This window comes from Sphingomonas hankookensis, assembly GCF_028551275.1.
GTDB classification, from domain to species: domain Bacteria; phylum Pseudomonadota; class Alphaproteobacteria; order Sphingomonadales; family Sphingomonadaceae; genus Sphingomonas; species Sphingomonas hankookensis_A.
In genome coordinates this window covers 1485406-1503745 of the sequence record NZ_CP117025.1, presented here as the reverse complement: position 1 = coordinate 1503745, position 18340 = coordinate 1485406, and the positions used below count along the sequence as shown (strand labels likewise).

15 protein-coding genes are annotated in these 18340 nt (G+C 67.7%); 6 read left to right on the top strand and 9 right to left on the bottom strand.

Features of this window, described 5'->3' with window-relative positions; translation table 11 throughout:
• Positions 1–37 precede the first annotated feature (37 nt).
• The 4 genes from PPZ50_RS06985 to PPZ50_RS06970 all read left to right on the top strand — a co-directional run bounded on the left by PPZ50_RS06985 (position 38) and on the right by PPZ50_RS06970 (position 3711).
• A complete protein-coding gene (locus tag PPZ50_RS06985) occupies positions 38–1273 on the top strand; it encodes an ATP-binding protein (RefSeq protein WP_272815776.1) in 1236 nt (411 codons plus the stop codon).
• Positions 1270–1800 carry a response regulator transcription factor gene (locus PPZ50_RS06980; protein WP_126015051.1) on the top strand — a complete coding sequence of 177 codons (531 nt, stop codon included), beginning with the start codon at positions 1270–1272 and terminating at the stop codon, positions 1798–1800. The genes PPZ50_RS06985 and PPZ50_RS06980 overlap by 4 nt, the downstream gene beginning before the upstream one ends.
• A gap of 119 nt (positions 1801–1919) precedes the next feature.
• A complete protein-coding gene (locus PPZ50_RS06975) occupies positions 1920–3419 on the top strand; it encodes a L,D-transpeptidase family protein (RefSeq protein ID WP_272815775.1) in 1500 nt (499 codons plus the stop codon).
• A gap of 10 nt (positions 3420–3429) precedes the next feature.
• Positions 3430–3711, top strand: a complete 282-nt coding sequence (locus PPZ50_RS06970; RefSeq protein ID WP_272815774.1) for a hypothetical protein — start codon at positions 3430–3432, stop codon at positions 3709–3711.
• A 435-nt stretch (positions 3712–4146) separates the two neighbouring features.
• Here PPZ50_RS06970 and PPZ50_RS06965 read toward each other — a convergent pair whose 3' ends face one another.
• The 5 genes from PPZ50_RS06965 to PPZ50_RS06945 all read right to left on the bottom strand — a co-directional run bounded on the left by PPZ50_RS06965 (position 4147) and on the right by PPZ50_RS06945 (position 10745).
• Positions 4147–4305, bottom strand: coding sequence for a hypothetical protein (locus PPZ50_RS06965; RefSeq protein WP_164523933.1), 159 nt, complete (start codon positions 4303–4305; stop codon positions 4147–4149).
• Between the two features lie 191 nt (positions 4306–4496).
• Positions 4497–4760: a hypothetical protein gene (locus PPZ50_RS06960; RefSeq protein ID WP_066689680.1), complete on the bottom strand. Its 264-nt coding sequence runs from the start codon at positions 4758–4760 to the stop codon at positions 4497–4499.
• A 106-nt stretch (positions 4761–4866) separates the two neighbouring features.
• A complete protein-coding gene (locus tag PPZ50_RS06955; protein WP_272815773.1) occupies positions 4867–6327 on the bottom strand; it encodes an efflux transporter outer membrane subunit in 1461 nt (486 codons plus the stop codon).
• 2 nt (positions 6328–6329) lie between these two features.
• Entirely contained in the window at positions 6330–9548 is a 3219-nt protein-coding gene (locus PPZ50_RS06950) for an efflux RND transporter permease subunit (protein ID WP_272815772.1), read from the bottom strand.
• A gap of 6 nt (positions 9549–9554) precedes the next feature.
• On the bottom strand, positions 9555–10745 hold the full coding sequence (locus PPZ50_RS06945; RefSeq protein WP_164523903.1) for an efflux RND transporter periplasmic adaptor subunit: 1191 nt from the start codon (positions 10743–10745) through the stop codon (positions 9555–9557).
• Between the two features lie 105 nt (positions 10746–10850).
• Here PPZ50_RS06945 and PPZ50_RS06940 point away from each other — a divergent pair, with 105 nt between their 5' ends.
• Positions 10851–11522 carry a TetR/AcrR family transcriptional regulator gene (locus PPZ50_RS06940; RefSeq protein WP_272815771.1) on the top strand — a complete coding sequence of 224 codons (672 nt, stop codon included), beginning with the start codon at positions 10851–10853 and terminating at the stop codon, positions 11520–11522.
• An 80-nt stretch (positions 11523–11602) separates the two neighbouring features.
• On the opposite strand, the gene PPZ50_RS06935 is transcribed toward PPZ50_RS06940, so the two are convergent.
• From PPZ50_RS06935 to PPZ50_RS06920, 4 genes are read right to left on the bottom strand one after another with little or no spacing between them, the layout of a single operon-like run.
• Entirely contained in the window at positions 11603–12118 is a 516-nt protein-coding gene (locus tag PPZ50_RS06935) for a GNAT family N-acetyltransferase (RefSeq protein ID WP_126014789.1), read from the bottom strand.
• Positions 12115–13473, bottom strand: a complete 1359-nt coding sequence (locus PPZ50_RS06930) for an efflux transporter outer membrane subunit (RefSeq protein WP_272815770.1) — start codon at positions 13471–13473, stop codon at positions 12115–12117. Before PPZ50_RS06930 ends, PPZ50_RS06935 begins: the two co-directional genes overlap by 4 nt.
• Positions 13470–14618: an HlyD family secretion protein gene (locus PPZ50_RS06925; RefSeq protein ID WP_126014785.1), complete on the bottom strand. Its 1149-nt coding sequence runs from the start codon at positions 14616–14618 to the stop codon at positions 13470–13472. The genes PPZ50_RS06930 and PPZ50_RS06925 overlap by 4 nt, the downstream gene beginning before the upstream one ends.
• Positions 14615–16279 carry an MFS transporter gene (locus PPZ50_RS06920; RefSeq protein ID WP_272815769.1) on the bottom strand — a complete coding sequence of 555 codons (1665 nt, stop codon included), beginning with the start codon at positions 16277–16279 and terminating at the stop codon, positions 14615–14617. Before PPZ50_RS06920 ends, PPZ50_RS06925 begins: the two co-directional genes overlap by 4 nt.
• Positions 16280–16409: 130 nt before the next feature.
• Between PPZ50_RS06920 and PPZ50_RS06915 the strand changes: the two genes are divergently transcribed.
• On the top strand, positions 16410–18197 hold the full coding sequence (locus PPZ50_RS06915; protein ID WP_126014783.1) for a M14 family metallopeptidase: 1788 nt from the start codon (positions 16410–16412) through the stop codon (positions 18195–18197).
• The last annotated feature ends 143 nt before the right edge of the window (positions 18198–18340 follow it).

Sequence of the window (18340 nt, the reverse complement as noted above, 5' to 3'; positions counted from 1 at the left end):
TCCGCGCCTGCCCATGGCGGACGGAGTCGGCCGCAACATGCTGTTGCTCGTGCAGCTGCGCTGGCTGGCGGTCGGGGGGCAGCTGGGCACGATCCTGGTGGTCGACGGGCTGCTCGGCATCCGCCTGCCACTGATCCCGATGGCGAGCGTGCTGGCGGCGCTGGTGGTGCTGAACCTCGTCACGCTGGCGCGCCGGTCGCGGTGGAGCGACACCAATTTGCCGCTGTTCGCTGCGCTCGTCCTCGACGTCGCCGCACTGACGGCGCAACTGTACTTGTCGGGCGGGGCGCGCAATCCGTTCGTGTCGCTCTATCTGTTGCAGGTCGTGATCGGCGCGATCCTGTTGAAGGTCTGGTCGAGCTGGGCGCTGGTCGCGATCACCAGCGGGGCGTTCGCGCTGCTCGGCCCGTTCCACCGCCCGCTCGACCTGCCGCCGGCCTATGCCAGCAGCCTGTCCGACGCCTATCTGATCGGCAACTGGATCAATTTTGTGCTGGCGGCGACCCTGCTGGTCGCCTTCGTCACGCGCATCGCCGCGAACCTGCGCGACCGCGATACCAAGGTCGCCCAGCTCCACCAGCGCGCGGTCGAGGAAGAGCATATCGTCCGCATGGGCCTGCTCGCCAGCGGTGCGGCGCACGAGCTGGGCACGCCGCTGTCGTCGATCTCGGTGCTGCTCGGCGACTGGAAGAACGAACCGGCGATCTGCCGCGACCCGCGCTTCGTCGCGGAGGTCGACGACATGCGGGCCGAAGTCGCGCGCTGCAAGGAAATCGTGTCGGGCATCCTGTTCGCCGCGGGCGAAGTGACCGGCGAGGCACCGACCCGCACGACATTGCGGACCTTCCTGACCGCGACGCTCGACCGCTGGCGCGGCAACGATCCGGCACGCGCCGTGTTCGAGGATCGCTTGGGGCCCGACGTACCGATCGTCGCCGACCGCGCGCTGGCGCAAGCGCTGACCAATCTGCTCGACAATGCTCTCGAGGCTGGCGGGCGCAACATCGCGCTGCTGGCGCTGCGCGACGGATCGACGCTCCGACTGACGGTGCGCGACGACGGCAATGGTTTTACCGACCGCATTCTCTCACAGCTCGGCAAACCCTATAATACCAGCAAGGATCGGCAGGGCGCCGGGCTCGGCCTCTATCTCGCCACCAATGTCCTGCGCCCGCTGGGCGGCACGATCGAGGCATTGAACCGTGATGGCGGCGGGGCGGAGACGACGCTGATCCTGCCGATCGATTCGCTGGCGCTGGAGAAGACGCGATGACCGAGCGCCGATTGCTGATCGTCGAGGACGACGCGACCTTTGCCCGTACATTGTGCCGATCGTTCGAACGACGCGGCTATGGCGTAGAGGTGATCGACGGTCCCGACCGGCTGGAGGATGTCGCGCGCAGCTTCGAACCGGAATATGCGGTGGTCGACCTGCGGCTGGGCGGCGCGTCTGGGCTGGCCTGCGTCTCCGCGCTGTCGGCGATCGATCCGACGATCCGCATCGTCGTGCTGACCGGCTTCGCCAGCATCGCGACCGCGGTGGAGGCGATCAAGCTGGGTGCGACCAACTATCTGACCAAACCGGCCAACACCGACGAAATCGAGGCCGCCTTCGCCCGGGTAGAGGGCAATGCCGATGCCGACCTGACCGCCGCTCCCACCTCGATCAAGACGCTGGAGTGGGAACACATCCATCAGACGCTCGCGGACACTGGATTCAACATCTCGGAAGCCGCGCGAAGGCTGGGAATGCACCGCAGGACGCTCGCGCGAAAGCTCGACAAGCGCCATCTTTCTTGAGCGGCAGGGGTTCGAAACCACCCCGTCCCTGTGGTAACATGCCGCCAAAGGCGGAACGGTTCATCGTGCGGCAGGTTCGAAGAGACTATAGCCTGCGTGCCGCACCGGAAGAGTATAGGATGATTAGCATTACCGACCATCGCCCTCGTTTCGCCCGCCTTGCGCACCGCGCGCTGCTGGCCGGCATCGCGCTGACCGGTGCGACCGCCGCCGTGGCGCAGGTGACGCCACCGCCGGTCGTCCCGACGCTGCCGACGACCCAGTCGATGGTGCAGCCAATCCCGGCCGCCGCCCCGCTGCCGACGCTGACCGCGGCGCAGGAGAGCGAGCTCGCGCGGTTGCTGGCACGCGATGCCGTGGCGCAGGGGTTGAAGGATCGCGAACCGTCGCTGGCCGGGCTGACCGGACCGGCACTCGTGCGTGCCGCGCTCGATCATGCCCATGCGGTGCGCGCGGGGCGGCTGGACAATGCCGATTTCCAGAAGGACTGGGCGATGCGCCCGCAGGCGTTCGACCCGCTGCCGTCGTTCCGCGACGCGCTGGCGAAGGACCGGCTGGCTGCCTGGATCGCGTCGCTGCCACCGCCCTATGCCGGCTATGACACGCTGGTGACCGGTCTGGCCCGCTATCGCAAGATTCAGGCGAATGGCGGTTGGCCGACGGTTGGTGCCGGCTCAGAAATGCGGCTGGGCGGCAAGGGTCCACAGGTCGCGGCGCTGCGCAAGCGGCTGGCGATCGAGGATGCCGACCTGTCGCCGACCGGCGATACCTTCGATCAGGCGATGCTGGATGCCGTCCGCCGCGCCCAGCGCCGCTATGGTCTCAACCCCGCTGGACAGGTCGGCGCGCAGACCGTCGCGTCGCTGAACGTGCCGGTGGGCGAGCGGATCAAGCAGATCAAGGCGAATATGGAGCGGTGGCGCTGGCTGCCGACCGAGCTGGAAAAGAACCGTATCCAGGTCAACATCGCCGCCGCCGTGCTGACCGTGTTCGATGGCGACCAGCCGGTCACGTCGATGAAGGCGGTGACCGGGCGTCCGGGTGACGAGACGCCGATGCTGACCTCGACGATCCATTCGATCGTGCTCAATCCGCCGTGGAACGTGCCGTCGTCGATCGCCGACAAGGAATTGTGGCCGAAGGAGCGGGCGAACCCAGGCTATCTTAAGCGCAACGGCTTTCGCGTGATCGAGACCGAGGGCGGCGGGCGTCGCCTGCAACAAGCGTCGGAGAATAGCGCGCTAGGCCGGTTCAAGTTCGATTTCGACAATCCGTTCGCGGTGTATCTGCACGACACGCCGGCGCAGGCCGGCTTTGCGAAGTTCGACCGGCTGGCCAGCCATGGCTGCGTCCGTCTGGAAAAGCCCGAGGATCTTGCGCGGCTGTTGCTGCGCACGACGCCCGAATGGCCGGATACGCAGATCGACGCGACGCTGGCATCGGGCAAAACGGTGCGGGCCAAGGTCGCCGATCCGGTAAAGGTCTATCTGCTGTATTGGACCGCGTTCGCGACACCGAACGGCACGATGAGCTTCCGCGAGGATCCGTATAAATGGGACGGCGTGCTGGCGAACAAGATCGCCGCACGCGCCGAAGCCAGCCAGATGGCGGCTCGATAAGGGGATGACGATGTTCAACGGATGGCGTGTGGCGCTGCTGGCTGGCAGCGGCCTGTTGCTGGCGACCGGGCTTGGTGCCTGTTCGAACGAGAATGTGGACGAGGCACCGATCGAGAACAGCGCGTTCGACGAGGACGCCCCGCCGCCGACCCCGCTACCGGAGCAGAATTTCGAGGCGGCGCCGGTGATTACGGAGAATCTGTCGGCACCCGCCCCGGTCGAGGATCTCCCCCGCCCCCACCGGTCGAACCCGACCAGCAGGTGCTGGACGACGCGTCCGCCACCGGCATGACGTCGCGATCGACCCGCGGGCAGGAAAGCAGCGACGACGCGCCGGTCGACGATGCGATGGTGAACCAGCAGGGGGAATAGGGCTGCGGTTTCGTGGAGGCCCGGCTCCGGGGGCGCTGCGTGCTTCCGGTCGGCTTGGGGATCGGTGCTGGATCAGCGGAGGGCGTGAGGCCTTTCACAAGATCGGAGGCGGTTCTCCCCATTCGTCACCCCGGGCTTGACCCGGGGTCCCGCTTCTTCTCCAATCTTGGAAGAAGTGGCACGTCAACCAGCCCAATCCGACCAGGCGCAGCACGAACGCGTTGGTGTACTCCTTACTCGCCACGGGCGGTAACAAGCGGGACCCCGGGTCAAGCCCGGGGTGACGTGTGGTGGAGGGTTGGGGCTCGATCTGAAACCAGGTTGGGACGGTCGGCGGATCGCTTCGGAATCGGCCTCACGCCGCCTGCTGCGAACCCTCCGCCGGCATGACCGGCGCATAAGCGCGGTCGAGGTACAGGTTTGCCAGTTCGTAATGCGCGCTGACGACCTGTTCGTGGTCGGCCTGCTGCGCCAGTTCCAACTGCTGTTCGGCACGGCGTACGAAGTAGGACATTTCGTCCGGTCCAATCGAAGACACGACAACCTCTCAAGGACGTTCAATCGTCCGTTTCTAATACTCGCCCGGCGGAACCGGACGTTGCTTGAACGCACGACAGGTTCCGGGGATGCGTGTCGCCGCAAATTCTGACGCCGTGATGACACCGCCGGTCGCAATGGGACATGCGGCGAACGACGCCGAATCAATTACATACGACGGTGTTTTCCGCCGTAGCGCCCGCCGATATAGGCGCCCAGCCGGTTCATCTCGCTGGCGGCGGCGATCGCGGCGTCGCTCTGGCAGGGCAGCGGATCATGGTCGCGGTCGGCGGCGCGGCTGGCGACCTTGGCGGCCAGTTCCTCGATATCCGCACGCGACAGCAGGTTCTTTTCGCGCAGGAGACACAGCAGGCTCTGCAGGATCACCATGCTCTTCTCGCCGGCGGCATCGCACGGTTCGATCGGATTCATCGTTCCTCTCCTTATGGTTATACAGGAGAGCATATGCCGATCCTGTCCGGACGCAAGGGGGCTGCGTCCGGTCGGGACCGGCAGGAAGTTCGACCGGGTGCCGCCGTCAGTTCAGTCCGCCCCCCAGCGTCCGGTACAGCGTGACCAGGTTGGTCGCGCGCGCCAGCCGGGTCTGTACCAGCGTCTGCCGCGCGGCATAGCTGGTCCGCTGCGCATCCAGCGTGTTGAGGAACGAATCGATCCCGGCCCGGTAGCGTGCGTCGGACAGCCGCTGGGCGGTCGCCGCCGCCTGCGCCTTGGCCGTCTGCGCCGACAGCTGCTCGCCGATGGTCCCGCGCGTCGCCAGCGCGTCGGCGACTTCCCTGAACGCGGTCTGGAGCGCGCCTTCATAGGTCGCGACAGCCGCCAGCTGCTGCGCGCGCGCGACCTCGACATTGCCGCGCCGCTGGCCGCCGTCGAACAACGGCAGCGCCACGCCCGGCGAGACGGAGAATTGCTGCGTGCCCGCACCGAACAGCCCGCCCAGCGCCGTGCTGATCGTGCCCAGCGTCGCGGTGAGCGAGATGGTCGGGAACAGCGCCGCGCGCGCCGCACCGATATTGGCATTGGCGGCATAGAGGCGGCGTTCTGCCTGCAGCACATCGGGGCGGCGCAACAGCACGGTCGACGACACGCCGGTCGGCAGGTTCGACAGGATCAGGTCGCGATCGCCCAGTTCCGCCGGCAATTGCTCGGCCGGGACGGTGGTGCCCGCCAGAAGGTTGATCGCATTCTGGTCCTGCGCGATCTGCGCGGTCAGCGCGGCGATATCGTTGCGCGCCTGCTGATAGCTGGTTTCCGCCTGCTGAACCTCCAGTTCGGAGATGACGCCGACCCGGAACTGGGCGCGGGTCAGCTCCAGCGTCCGGCCGAAGCTGGCCAGCGTTTCGCGCGACAGGCGCAACTGGTCCTGATCGGCGGCCATGGTCAGCCACGCGGTCGCGACTTCACCGATCAACGCGATCCGCGCCGCCCGCTGCGCCTCTTCGGTCGCGAAATATTCCTGGAGCGCCGCCTGGCTGAGATTGCGCACCCGACCGAACAGGTCGAGTTCGAAGGCGGAGAAGCCGACCGACGCCTGATAGATTTCGAGGTTGCCGGTCTGCGCGGGCACGCCGCCCACCCCGCCGGCGCCCCCTGCCCCGCCGGCACCGCCCAGCGCGCCGAACGGGTTGTTGGTGTAGGTGACGCCGCCATTGGCCGCCGTCGTCGGCACCTGGCTGGCGCGGGTCACGCGGTACTGGGCGCGGGCGGCGAGCACGTTGGCCGCCGTCACGCGGTAATCGCGATTATTCTCCAGCGCCGTCGCGATCACCGCCTGCAACCGCGGATCGAGGAAGAAGTCGCGATAGCCGATCCGGGTCACATCGGCCTGTTCGGCGCCCAGCACCGGGTACGGCCCGCCCTGCGGCAGCGTCAGCGGGATCGCCCCCTCCGGCCGGACATTCTTGGGCGCAAGGTTGCATCCCGCCAGTGCGGTGGTGGCGACAAGGAGGGTCAGACTACGCAGCGTCATCACTTTGCTCATGGTCATGCCCCCTGCGGCGCGGGTTCGCCGCCATCGGAGGACCGGTTGCCGCCATCGGGTTCGACGTCGTCGTTCGCGGACGGCCGGTTGGCGGACGGAGTGTCCTTGCCGCCGTGCCCGAACAGGCGCAGCACGACGACGAAGAACATCGGTACGAAGAAGATCGCGAGGACCGTCGCCGACAACATGCCGCCGACCACCGCGCGGCCGATCGCGTTCTGGCCACCGGCACCGGCACCGGTGCTGATCGCCAGCGGCAACACGCCGAAGACGAACGCCAGCGACGTCATCAGGATCGGGCGCAACCGCAGCCGCGCCGCCTCGACCGCCGCATCGACCGCATTCAGGCCGTCGGCCATCCGCTCCTCGGCAAATTCCACGATCAGGATCGCGTTCTTCGCCGACACGCCGATCGTGGTGATCAGCCCGACTTGGAGGTAGATGTCGTTGTTCAGCCCCGTCAGCCACGCCGCCAGCAGCGCGCCCAGGATGCCCAGCGGCACGACCAGCAGCACCGAGATCGGCACCGACCAGCTTTCGTACAGCGCCGCCAGGCACAGGAACACGATCAGCAGCGACAGGCCGTACAGCGCCGGTGCCTGGCCGCCCGACAACCGTTCCTCGAACGACAGCCCGGTCCATTCCAGCGCGGTGCCCGGCGGCAGCTTGGCATGGATTTCCTCCATCGCCTCCATCGCCGCACCGGTGCTCAGCCCCGGTCCGGGCGATCCCTGCAGCTGCATCGCCGACTGCCCGTTATAGCGGGTCAGCGACACCGGAGCATTGGCCCATTCCAGCGTCGAGAAGGCGGTGAACGGCACCATCTGTCCGGTGGCGTTGCGGACATACAGGTCGCCGACATCCTCCGGCGCGAGGCGATAGGGCGCATCGGCCTGGACATAGACGCGCTTCACGCGACCGCGATCGATGAAGTCGTTGATGTACCCGCCGCCCCATGCGGTCGCGATGGTCGAGTTGACGTCGGCGAGGTCGAGCCCGAGCGCGCGCGCCTTGTCCTCGTCGATCTTGACCTTGAGCTGCGGCGCATCCTCCAGGCTGAGCGGACGGACCTGTGCCACGCGCGGGTCCTGCGCCGCCATGCCCAGCATCATGTTGCGCGCCTGCACCAGCCGTTCATGGCCGATGCCGCCGGTATCGACCAGCTGCACGTCGAAGCCGGTGGCGTTGCCCAGCTCCTGCACCGCGGGCGGGACCAGCGCAAAGATCAGCCCGTCCTTATACCCGGCGAATGTGCCCATCGCGCGGCCGACGATCGCCTGCGCCTTGTTCTCGGCGCCGCTGCGCTCCTCCCATGGCTTCAGGTTGACGAACACCAGACCGGCATTCTGCCCCTGCCCCGCGAAGCTGAAACCGTTGATGGTGAACACACCGGCGACATTGCCGCTTTCCTGCTTCAGGAAATGGTCGCGCACCAGCGTCAGCCCCTTGTCAGTACGGCTGCTCGTCGCGCCGGCCGGACCCTGGACCAGCGCCAGCACCGTCCCCTGATCCTCGTCGGGCAGGAAGCCCGAGGGCAGGCGCGTGAACACGAACACCATGCCCAGCACGATCAGCAGGTAGACCAGCATCGACCGCTTCCAGCTGCGCGTGGTGCGCCGGACGCCGTTCTCGTACTTATGCTGGCTGCGTTCGAACCGGTCGTTGAACCAGCGGAAGAAGCGCGCGAGCGGGCCGTTGCCCTGCTCATGCTTGTGCGGGTCGTGCGGTTTCAGGATCGTGGCGCAGAGTGCCGGCGTCAGGATCAGCGCAACCAGCACCGAGAGCACCATCGCCGAGACGATCGTGATCGAGAACTGGCGATAGATCACGCCGGTCGACCCGCCGAAGAACGCCATCGGCAGGAACACCGCCGACAGGACGAGGCCGATACCCACCAGCGCGCCGGTGATCTCGTCCATCGACTTGCGCGCGGCTTCCTTTGGCGACAGCCCCTCGGTCTGGATCAGGCGTTCGACGTTTTCGACGACGACGATCGCGTCGTCGACCAGCAGGCCGATCGCCAGCACCATGCCGAACAGGGTCAGCGTGTTGATCGTGAACCCGGCGACCGCCATCACCGCGAAGGTGCCGAGCAGCACCACCGGCACCGCGATGGTCGGGATGATCGTCGCCCGCCAGTTCTGCAGGAACAGGAACATGACGAGGAAGACGAGCACCACCGCCTCGATCAGCGTGTGGATGACCTGTTCGACCGACAGGCGGACGAACGGGGTCGTGTCGTACGGGTAGATGACCTTGACGTCGCCCGGCAGGCCGCGACCGATTTCCTCGGCGCGCTGCTTGACCAGTTCGACCGTGTCGAGTGCATTGGCACCGGCGGCAAGGCGCACGCCGAAGCCCGAGGCGGGCTTGCCGTTATACTGCACGTCGAAGCCGTAATTCTCGGCACCCAGCTCGACCCGCGCGACATCGCCCAGCCGGACGACCGCGCCGTCGGCGTTGGTCTTCAGGCGGATATTGGCGAACTGCTCGGGCGTCTGGAGCCGCGACTGCACGCTGACCGTGGCGTTGAGCATCTGCTCCTTGGGCGCCGGCTGCGCGCCGATCTGGCCGGCCGAAACCTGGGCGTTCTGCGACTGCACCGCCGACGTCACGTCGGCGACGGTCAGCTGGTAGCTGTTGAGCTTGATCGGATCGAGCCAGATGCGCATCGCATATTGCGCGCCGAACATCTGCAACTCGCCGACCCCGCTCACGCGGCTGATCGGGTCCTGGAACTGCGACACGACCATGTCGGACAGGTCGTTGTTGCTGTGCGACCCGTCGGTCGACACGAGGCCGACGACCAGCAGGAAGCTGGCGGCGGACTTGGTGACCTGAATCCCCTGGCGCTGGACCTCCTGCGGCAGCAGCGGGGTCGCCGCCTGCAGCTTGTTCTGCACCTGCACCTGCGCAATGTCGGGATCGGTGCCCTGTTCGAACGTCAGCGTGATCGTCACCGTCCCCGCCGAGGAGGACGAGGACGAGAAGTAGCGCAGGTTATCGATGCCCTTGAGCTGCTGCTCGATGATCTGGGTCGTCGTGCGCTCCAGCGTCTCGGCATCCGCACCCGGATAGGTGGCGGTGATCGCGACGGCGGGCGGCGCGATTTCCGGGAACTGGGCGATCGGCAGGCTGCGGATCGCGATCGCGCCGGCCAGCATCATGACGATGGCGATGACCCATGCGAAGATGGGCCGGTCGATGAAATAGCGGGACATGGCTCTTTACTTCGCCTGTGCCTGGGGCCCGCCCGCCGGGGCGGCACCCTGCGGTGCCTGCCCCTCGGGCTGGGGCTTCCACGGATAGCCCTTCACCGGGGTGCCGGGCTGGAGCATCTGCGCACCTTCGATCACGACCTTGTCGCCCGGTTGCAGGCCGCCGGTAACCAGCCACTGGTCGCCCACGGTGCGCTGCGTCTGGAGCGGACGCGGCGCCAGCTTGCCATCGGCACCGATGACGAGGACGGTCGCCGCCCCCTTCGGATCGCGCGTCACCGCACGCTGCGGCACGAGGATGCCGTTGGCCTTCGTCCCCTCGACCAGTTCGGCACGGACATACATGCCCGGCAGCAGCAGCCCGCGCGGGTTGGAAAAGACCGCGCGGATCGCCTGCGTGCCGGTCGCCGGATCGACGGTGACGTCGGTGAACTTCAGCGTACCTTCCATCGGATAGGTGCTGCCATCCTCCAGCTTCAGCCGTACGCGCGCCGCGCCGGTGCCGCGCGACAGGTCGCCGTCCATGATCTGCTGGCGCAGCTTCAACAGGTCGGCGCTCGACTGCTGGATATCGACATAGATCGGGTCGAGCCGCTGGATCGTGGTCAGCGCTTCGGTCTGCGCGGCCGATACCAGCGCGCCGGTGGTCGATACCGACCGCCCGATCCGGCCGGAAATCGGCGCGCGGATGGTGGTGCGCGACAGGTCGATCTGCGCCTGTTGCAGTGCGGCGCGCTGGGCGGCGATATCGGCCTCGGCCTGCTGCGCGCCGCTCACCGCATTCTCATATTCCTGCCGGCTGATCGCGTTGATCTTGACCAGTTCGCCATAGCGCCGCGCGAGGTTGCGGGTCGAGGCGATCGACGCCTGCGCCCGCGACAGCGCGGCCCGCGCGCTAGCGACCGCCGCCTGATAGGGCGCGGGATCGATGCGATAGAGCGGCTGGCCCTGGCGCACATAATCGCCTTCCTGGAACAGGCGGGCGAGGATCAGCCCGTTGACCTGCGGCCGGACGTCGGACGTCTCATAGGGCGCGGTCCGACCGGGCAGTTCGGTGGTCAGCGTCACCGGCTGCTGCTGGACGGTCACGAACCCGACCTGGGGTGGCCCCTGCGGCGCGCCCTGCTGCTGCGACTCGCCGCCGCCGCCGCAAGCCGAAAGGATGAGCGCCAGTGCCAGTGGGGCCATGCGATTTTTCATGAACGTCCTCGACGGATGTGCTAAACGTGAGTGATCGATCACTCACACTTTGCGGCGGGTACGCCGCGATTGCGATTGTGGCAAGAGGGTACAGGTGAACCACAAGTGAATTTGTTGCAGTGCGGAGAGGCATGTCGCGCCAGCCGGGCGGCGGCACGTCGCGAAAAACTGGTCAGCGTGGCCCGGCGACTGTTCGCCGAACAGGGTTTCCACGGCACCGGCGTCGCCCAGCTGGCCGCCGAGTCGGGAATCAAGGTCGGGCAGATCTACCGCGACTTCGCTGACAAGGAGGCGATCGTTGCGGAAATTGTCGAGAGCGATCTGGCGGTCTTCCTGAACGATCAGGACATGACCCGCGCGATCGAGCATCGCGACGTTCCCGCGCTCCGGGAATGGCTGCGCGAGTTCCTGCGTTGCGGCAGCGACGGCGAACCCGATCCGCTGTTCGCGGAGATCATGGCGGAGGCGGCGCGCAACGACCGGATCCGCACCATCGCGCACAGGATCAACCCTAGCGTGTCGGCGGCGCTGATGCGCGTGCTGGAAGCGCTGGCGCCCGACGAGTCGCAGGCGGAAGCGCGCAGCCGGCTGTGCGACATGATCCTGACGATGAGCGCCGGGGTCCTGTATCGCCGGATCGGCGACCCGGATTTCGAAGAAGCCGCGACCTTTCGCCGCCTGATCGGCGTTCTCGACGCCTATATCGACGTGCTGATCGGACCGGAGCCGGACCCGATCTTCGAAAACAGCCGTTGCGGATTCGTGACGCCGAAGTAGAGTTACGGAGCGCACTCCCTTGCGCAGCCGTCGCAGGCCCCGTCCGGACCACCGGGCGGGGCTTGTCGCATCCGGGCAGGTCACCCGATGTTCCGGTCGAGCACGACGAACGACAAGGCCATACGCGGCAGCCCGAACCGCGGGTCATCCATCGGAAAAGGCCGGGTTTCTCCGGTCCGCGCATAGCCCAGCCGCTCATACCAGGCGATCAGTTCGCCCCGCGAGGCGATGACCGTCATCTCCATCCGCGTCGCGCCGTGTTCCGTGCGGGCATAGGCCTCCGCCGCCGCGACCAGCCGCCGCCCGAGTCCCGTCGCCTGCCGGTCGGGCCGGACCGACAACATGCCGAGCGCCGAGCGTCCCATTCCGGCACGCTTCGCCTCGACGCAGCCGATCAGTGCATCGCCGTCCAGCGCGATCAAGATGGTGCGGTCGGGATCGGCGATCGCATCGGCCAGCGCAGCCGGATCGGTACGCTGGCCGTCCAATAGGTCGGCCTCGTGCGTCCAGCCGCCCCGCGCGCTGTCGCCACGAAACGCCGATTCGACCAGCGCGTGCAGCGCGGGGATGTCCGCCGGGGTCGCGACCCGGATCATCCGCCCCAGCCCCCGCCCATCGCCTGATACAGCGCCACCAGCGCGTTCAACTGGTCGGCGCGCGTCTGCTCCAGCGTCAATTCGGCGCTGAACAAGGCGCGCTGGGCATCCAGCTGCTCCAGATACGGGCTGTACCCGGCGCGATAGCGATTGGTGGCATGGCGCAGCGCCTCCGCCGTCGCGGTCCGCTGCGTTTCCAGCGCGCGTCGCTGTGCAGCCAGCCGGTCGACCGCCGCCAGCGCATCCTCGACCTCGCGAAACGCGGTCAGCACGCTGCGCTGATAGGCGAAGGCCGCCTGATCGCGCCGCGCGGTCGCCGCATCGTAATTGCCGCGCAGCTGCCCGCCCCGGAACAGCGGCGCCAGCACGCTCGCCCCGATCGACCAGATGCCGACCGGATTGGGCAAGGCGCTCGACAACACCTCGCCGGTCGATCCGGTCAGGCGCAGCTGCGGCAGGAACTGCGCGCGCGCCGCCGCCAACGATGCGTCGCTTGCCGCCAGCGACGCCTCTGCCTGCGCGATATCCGGCCGGCGGCGCAGCAGGTCGGACGGCAGACCGGCGGGGATCGGAGGCGGCACCAGCGCCTCCAGCGGCCGTCCGCGCGCGATGGTGCGCGGCGGGGTGCCGGTCAGCAGCGACAGCGCATTTTCCTGCCGCCGCGCGAGAAGCTCCAGCTGCGGCAGGGTCTGGGTCACGGCGGCATATTCCGCCTCCGCCTGCCGCAGTTCGAGCTGCGAGGTATAGCCCGCTTCCGCCCGCGACCGGGCGATGCGCAGCGCCTCGCCACGCGACGCGATCGTCGCCCGCACCGTTGCGATCCGCGCATCCAGCCCGCGCAACGTGACATACCCGCTGGCGGTGGCGGCGGCGACGGACAGCCGCGCGGTATCGGCGGCAGCGGCAGCGGCATCGCCGGTCAGTCGCGCGGCATCGATGGTGCGCTTGACCCGGCCGAACAGGTCGACCTCATAGGCCGACTGGAACACAGGTTGCAGCGAGGTGCCCGTCGTCGCCGAGCCGAACGCATTGAGCGCGCGCTGTTCGATCAGCCCGACGCCGGCGTCGAGCGTCGGAAAGCGCGCCGCGCGCGCCACCCGCTCGGCCGCCCGCGCTTCCGCCACCCGCGCCACCGCAACGGCGATGTCGGGATTGTTGGCGAGCGCCGCCGTTACCAGCCGCGTCAGTTCGGGATCGCCGAACGCCTCCCACCAGTTCGCCGCTACGGTCGCCGTACCGGGCAGCGTCGTGCGCCACGCGGCCGGCGGCGTGACGCTGGCCGCCTCGGGTCGCGGCCGCTTGGCCGGGGTACAGGCGCCCAGCAGCGCCAACCCTAGGAGCGCAGCCCGTTTCATCGCGCCGCCGGCGACGTGCCGCCGCGCGTATCGACCCGCGCCTCGACCGACATGCCGGGCCGCAGCCGCTGGAACAGCGGATCGTTGCGGTCGATCGCGATGCGCACCGGAATACGCTGCGCCACCTTCACGAAATTGCCGGTGGCGTTGTCGGCGCGGATCACCGCGAACTCATTGGCCGCAGCCGGGGCGATCCGCTCGACCCGACCGTGCAGCTCGGCGCGGTCCAGCGCGTCGACGCGGATCGTCGCCGGCTGTCCCGGTGCGATGCGCGCGGTCTGCGCTTCCTTGAAATTGGCGGTCACCCACACGGTCGGCGGGACCAGGAACATCATCTGGGTGCCCGCCGTCACATATTGGCCCAGCCGGACGCCGACCTCACCCAGCCGCCCGTCCTGCGGCGCGCGGATGACGGTATTGGCCAGATCGATCTCGGCCAGTCGCACCGCCGCCTTCGCATTCTCGACCGCCGCCGACAGCCCGCCGCGCCCGACCGTGACGGTCCGCACCTGTTCCTGTGCGACGCTGCGCTGCGCCTGCGCCTGCGCGACCCCCGCCTCGGCGGCGCGCAGGGCGGCGAGCGTCTGATCGCGTTCGCGCAGCGACACCGATCCTTCGCGCACCAGATCGTTGACCCGCGCCATGTCGGCCTGCGCGCGTGCCAGCTGCGCCCGCGCATTCTGCACCGCCGCGTCCTGTCCACCCAGGCTCGCCTCGCTCGACCGCTCGCTCTGCTGCGAATTGGCGAGGTTGGCCTGTTGCGCCGCCAGCTGCGCCCGCGCCTGGTCGACCCGCTGGCGATAGATGCGGTCGTCGATCCGGGCGAGCACCTGCCCGCCCTTCACGTCCTGAAAATCGCGAACCAGCACCTCCGTCACATAGCCGTTGACCTGCGGCGCGATGATCGTCGTCTGCCCACGGACATAGGCATTGTCGGTCGCCTGGATCGCACTGCCGAACGGCCACAGCCCCCAGGCATAGAGGGCCAGCGCCACCCCGCCGAGCAGCAGCGCGACGAAGCCGAGCGTGGATTTGAGACTGCCGCGCGGCGGTGCCCAGCCGCGCGCCTTGGTCGGTTCCTGCGGCACCTCGACCGGATCGGCCAGCCGTTCTGCTTCTTCTGTGGAAAGTTGGGTATCGGTCATGACATCTGTTTCTGTCGCATCTGCTGTACGGCGGCGAGATCGCCGGCGAGCGGGTTCACGCCCTTCACGCGGAAGCGCAGCCACAGCGCCCCCAGCCACACGACCATCGCCGCCGACAGCATCGCGACGCCAAGGAACACGTCGTTATAGGCAAGGATGTTCGCCTCGCGCGTCACCTGCTGCCCGAGCAGCCCGGCACCCGACGCCTGGCGCAGCGCCGAGTCGCCGAGCACGCGGGCATAGGCACCGCCCAGCTGCTGGATACGCTGCACCACCTGCGGGTCGGTCGCCGTCAGCGTCTGGGTCAGTTCGAAGGCATGATATTTCTCGCGCACGATCTGGAAGGAGCCTAGCAGCGCGGTGCCGGCGAGGCCGCCCATCGTCTGCGAAATGCTGAAGATCGCCGAGAAGCTGATGATATGGCTGGGCCCCCGCGCCAGCGCGCGAAACACGCCGATCATGATCATTGGCCCCAGGAAATAGAGCGCGGCAAAGGCGATGATCCCCTGGCTGACATACAGGCTCGACGGGCGGGTCAGGTTGGTCGAATCCGAATCCAGCCACGCGCCAAGGCCGATCAGCGCGACGGCGATCACCACCGGCTTGTACAAATCCTGCATGTTCAGCATCTTGAGGCTGACCACGACCCCGCCGATCGACGCCAGCGTCATGACGAGGCTCAATGTCACCAGCTGGTCGTTGCCCATGCCGACCACGGTCAGCAGCCCGACCGTGCCGAACGTCTGTTCGGACAGGAGGATGCGCAAGCTTGCCGCCACGATCGCGAACCGGATGATGTTGCGCCCCAGCATCCAGCGGGTGTTGAGCAGCGGGTTGGCGCGGTTATGCTCGATCAGCAGCGCCCCCCCGATCAGCGGGATGGCGGCGGCCAGCGCATAGCCCAGCCACGGCGTCGACCACCATTGGATCCGTCCCTGCACCAGCACCGCGCACAGCAACGCGACACCCGGTGCCAGCAGCGCGAAGGTCAGGAAATCGATCTTCTCGAACGCCGGCGTCCGCTCCGACGGCGGCAGCCGCAGCAGCGCGACCGCGCCGAGGCACATCAGCGTCAGCCCCAGTTCGAACCAGAACAGCGCCTCGATCCGCCCATCGGCCAGCAGCAGCGGCGACAGCGTGCGCGCCAGCGGCAGCGCCACCTGCGACGCGCCGAACCCCATGATCATCCCCGAAAGCCGCGCGGCGGCGGGCAGCGCCTGCATGATGTAGAGGAAGCACAGGGTCGTCAGCGCACTGGCGACGATCCCCGATGCGCCACGCACCACCAGCTGCACGCCATAGCTGTGCACGACCAGCTGGAGGATATTGAGGATCAGGAACGCGGCCAGGAACACCCGCGTAAAGCGCTGCATCCCGAATTGCTGGCGGAACTTGATCAGCAGCATCGACATGCACACGCTGGTCATCGACGACACGGCGGTTAGCCAGCCGCCCTCGACCGGCGTCAGGCCGAGCGATCCCTGGATCTGCGGCAGGTTCGCGATCAGCAGCCCGTTGCTGAACCCCCCGGTCACCCCCAGCAGGATGCCGGTCGCGAAATAGCCGACGCGCCGCCCGAACGGATGATCGGGCGTCGCGGGAGATCCGGGCAGGAACGGCCGCTCGTGCGGCTTGAATTCATACGCCGGGGCGATCGCCATGGCTCCATATGGGAATATTGATCGAGCAACAACTTGTCACGGAACCGATCGTTCCGGATCGGCAATGGATAAAGTCGGCCGGCCAAGCGAGCCACTGGCATCACCGGTAACATCCGCTACCATCGCGTGCATGCGTATCCTGATCCTCGCCGCCGCGCTCCTCGCCTCGACCGCCACCGCCCAGACGCCGCTCGAAGCGCCCCTGCCTCCGGTCCGCCCGTGGCACGGTGCGAGCGAAAAGCTGGTCGCGAAGCCCGCCGATCCGTGGATCACCCCGGCGGAGGCAAGCGGGTTCGTCACCACGCCGGACTATGCCGCAACCCGCGCGTGGATCGACAAGCTCGTCGCCGCTTCTCCGCTGCTCTCGATCGAAACCTTCGGCAAAAGCCCGCAGGGGCGCGACCTCTATGCCGTCCGCGCGCACAAGCCGGTGGTCGGCGGCCCCGCGACACCGAAACCGGTCGTGCTGGTACAGGCGGGCATCCATTCCGGCGAGATCGAGGGCAAGGATGCCGGCCTGATGCTGCTGCGCGACATCGCGCTGCGCGGCAAGGACCGGCTGCTCGACAAGGTCGATCTGGTGTTCGTCCCCATCTACAATGTCGACGGCCATGAACGCTCCTCACCGTTCAACCGCCCGAACCAGCGCGGGCCCAAGGACATGGGCTGGCGCACCACCGCGCAGAACCTGAACCTCAACCGCGACTATCTGAAGGCCGATGCGCCGGAGACGCAGGCGATGATCGGCCTGATCCGCCGGGTCGATCCGATCCTGTATCTCGACCTGCATGTCACCGACGGCATCGACCACCGCTATGACGTGACCTACGCCTTTTCCGGCTGGCGGGGCTATTATGCGCGGTCGGCGGCGATCGGGCGGTTCCTCGACACGCGGCTGCGCCCGGCGATGGACGCGGCGCTCAAGCGCAAAGGCCATATTCCGGGCTATTATGTCAGCACGCTCGACAATCGCGAGCCGGAAAAGGGCATGACGCAGGACGTCGACACGCCGCGTTTCTCGACCGGTTACGGCGATGTCGCGCATATCCCGACGGTGCTGGTCGAGACGCACTCGCTCAAGCCCTATCGCCAGCGGGTGCTCGGCACCTATGTCTTCGTCGAGGAATCGCTGCGGCTGGCGGGCGAGCGCGCCGGCGAACTGCGCGCCGCGATCGATGCCGACCGCGCCGCCCGACCGGCAACCGTCACGACGTCGTGGAAGCAGACGCCCGAGCCGATCTACAGCGTCGATTTCCTCGGCCTGGCGCACGACACCTATCGCTCGCCCGCCTCGGGCCGCGACGAACTGCGCTGGCTGCCCAAACCCGTCACCTTCAAGATGCCGGTCTATGGCAGCAACCCCGACAAAACGGTTACGCTGCCCCGCGCGTGGTGGGTGCCCGCCACCCTGCCGCATGTCATCGACCTGCTGAAGCTGCACGGCATCGCCATCGAACCGATCGCGGCACCGCGCACGCTCGACCTCGACATGGCGCGCGCGACCGACCCGAAGCTCGGCCGCGCCAATGAAGGCCATATCCCGCTGGAGGCGACGATCGTCCATGAACGCCGCCGCGAGACCATGCCTGCCGGGTCGGTCCGCGTGCCCGCCGACCAGCCGCTGGGCCTCCTCGCCGCCTTCCTGCTCGAACCCGAAAGCGAGGATGGCGTGCTCGCATGGAACCTCGCACCCGGCATGCTGCAACGGACCGAATATATCGAGGGCTATGCCATCGCGCCGCTCGCCGACCGAATGCTGGCGAACGACCCGAAGCTGAAGGCGGAATTCGATGCGAAGATCGCCGCCGACCCGGCCTTCGCCGCCGATCCGACCGCGCGGCTGCAATGGTTCTATGCCCGCACGCCCTATTATGACGAACGGTTTCTGCTGTATCCGATCGGGCGCGAGGTGAATTGACGGATTGCCCGCTCCGATGGACATAGCGGAGGAAGTGAACGAATTCCGCCAGTCAAACCTCGTCATCCCCGCGCAGGCGGGGATCCATACACGCCAAGGTCGTGGATCGAACCATAACCGCTGCGTCTATGGATTCCCGCCTC